Source organism: Pseudomonas sp. K5002 (assembly GCF_013386655.1).
Lineage (GTDB): Bacteria > Pseudomonadota > Gammaproteobacteria > Pseudomonadales > Pseudomonadaceae > Aquipseudomonas.
In genome coordinates, this window is sequence record NZ_JACARK010000658.1 from 1 (window position 1) to 1,727 (window position 1,727).

Here is a 1,727-nt window from a genome sequence, read left to right on the forward strand (position 1 = left end):
GCCAGCAGTTGGCCCTTGAGCACCTTGTCGCCTTCGTCCACCCGCACTTCGGCGAGGCGACCGGGGATCTTGGCGGCGATCTGCACTTCAGTCGATTCCAGCCGGCCATTGCCCATGCTCAAGCCTTCGGGCAGGCGGTCTTGGGTGGATTGCCAATAGCCGAAGCCGCCGGCGGCCAGCAGCAAGACAATCAATGGAATGGCGAAAAGATGGGAGGTGCGGTGGTTCGTCGACATGGGTGCATCCTGCGGCGTTAGCGTCCTAGTTTGACCGATCCTGCCCGGAGGCCCTTGATGCGGGTCAAATGAAGCGCCAGCCTAACCCGGTTGGCGCGCAGATGCATGCGCCATGGGCGTGACCGCAGGGTTCTGCTGTTTCAGCGCAGGCCGAGTACGGCGGCCCATTGCTCGGCGGTGACCGGCATCACCGAAAGGCGGCTGCCTTTTTGCACCAGGGGCAACTCGGCGAGGGCGGTTTGCTGTTTCAGATAGCCCAGCCCCAGGACCTTCGCAAAGGTCTCGACGTGGGCAACATTGATCGCGCTCCACGGGTTTTTTTCAGGGCTGGCCTTGGCGTCGAAATAATGACTGTCGGGCTCCAGCGCGGTCGGGTCCGGGTAGGCTGCCTCGACGATTTTACCGATGCCGGCAATCCCCGGTTCCGGGCAGCTGGAGTGGTAGAAGAAGAACTGGTCACCCACCGCCATCGCCCGCAGGAAGTTCCGCGCCTGGTAGTTGCGCACCCCGTCCCACCGGGCCTCGCCGAGCTTTTCCAGGCCCTTGATGGACAGTTCATCGGGCTCGGATTTCATCAGCCAATAGGCCATGTTTTCGCTCCTCAAAAGTCGATTGGGAAAGTTGTCCTGCAATTTTATGACAAACCGACAGTCGGTTGGCGTCAAGGTTTGCGTGTTGGTTCACGTTAACGCAGAATGCCGGGGTTTTGAGCTTGACGCAGCTGGCACGGACTACTAATGGAACGTTGCTGTCATCGTGTGCAAGATGCCTGAAGGGGGGCAATCGATGAAACGCAAACCGGATTTACTATGGATTTTGGTTATTTTGTTCGGCCTGGGCGTTGTGACCACCGGCTATGCGCAGAGCTTGTGGTCGAACAAGACTGACGCACCGATTGAACTCGCACAGCAACAGCCGCAACCGTTCAAACGCTGACCCGTCTTCAAGGCGCTGCTGATTCCAGTAGCGTCTCTGCTATATACCAATCCTTATCGGTGACTGTGCCCTCAAGCGGTACATCCCAGCTTGCCTGTGCCAATCGTTCGACCTTCTGGCATTCATGGGCCAGGCCCAACAGCGTCGGCTTGCGCCAGGATTTCCGGCGGGCCATGTAGGCCAGGCTGCGGTCATAAAACCCGCCGCCCATGCCCAACCGTCCGCCCTCATCATCAAAGCCAACCAGTGGCAGCAGCACCAGGTCCAGCGCCCAGACCTTGCGTTGTCGGCTGGCATTTACCTGGGGCTCGAGGATGCGAAAACGGTTGGGCCTCAGCTTTTCGCCGGGGCGCACTCGCTGGAACACCATCTTGGTTCGCGGCCATGCACTGAGCACCGGCAGGTAAGTCGCCTTGCCCCGGCGCTGTGCAGCGCGCAGCAGCAGGCGCGGATCGATTTCACCGTCCGTCGGTAGATATAAGGATAGGTGTTTGGCCCGGCGAAACAGCGGGTGCTGTGCCAGTTGCCGATACAGGCCCAGGGCGGCCTGGCGTT

At 60.2% G+C, this 1,727-nt stretch carries 4 protein-coding genes; 1 reads left to right on the plus strand and 3 read right to left on the minus strand.

Translation table 11 applies throughout. The features are described 5' to 3' along the window. Positions 1–236 (minus strand): biotin/lipoyl-binding protein (locus tag HX846_RS25675; RefSeq protein WP_178966340.1); only part of this gene is annotated, 236 nt, incomplete at its 3' end. Between the two features lie 140 nt (positions 237–376). After that, on the minus strand, positions 377–826 hold the full coding sequence (locus HX846_RS25680) for an EVE domain-containing protein (protein ID WP_003213961.1): 450 nt from the start codon (positions 824–826) through the stop codon (positions 377–379). 196 nt (positions 827–1,022) lie between these two features. Here HX846_RS25680 and HX846_RS25685 point away from each other — a divergent pair, with 196 nt between their 5' ends. After that, positions 1,023–1,172 carry a hypothetical protein gene (locus HX846_RS25685; RefSeq protein WP_003213959.1) on the plus strand — a complete coding sequence of 50 codons (150 nt, stop codon included), beginning with the start codon at positions 1,023–1,025 and terminating at the stop codon, positions 1,170–1,172. A 7-nt stretch (positions 1,173–1,179) separates the two neighbouring features. Here HX846_RS25685 and HX846_RS25690 read toward each other — a convergent pair. Next, a partial coding sequence (locus tag HX846_RS25690) for a 5-formyltetrahydrofolate cyclo-ligase (RefSeq protein WP_178966341.1) occupies positions 1,180–1,727 on the minus strand: 548 nt, incomplete at its 5' end.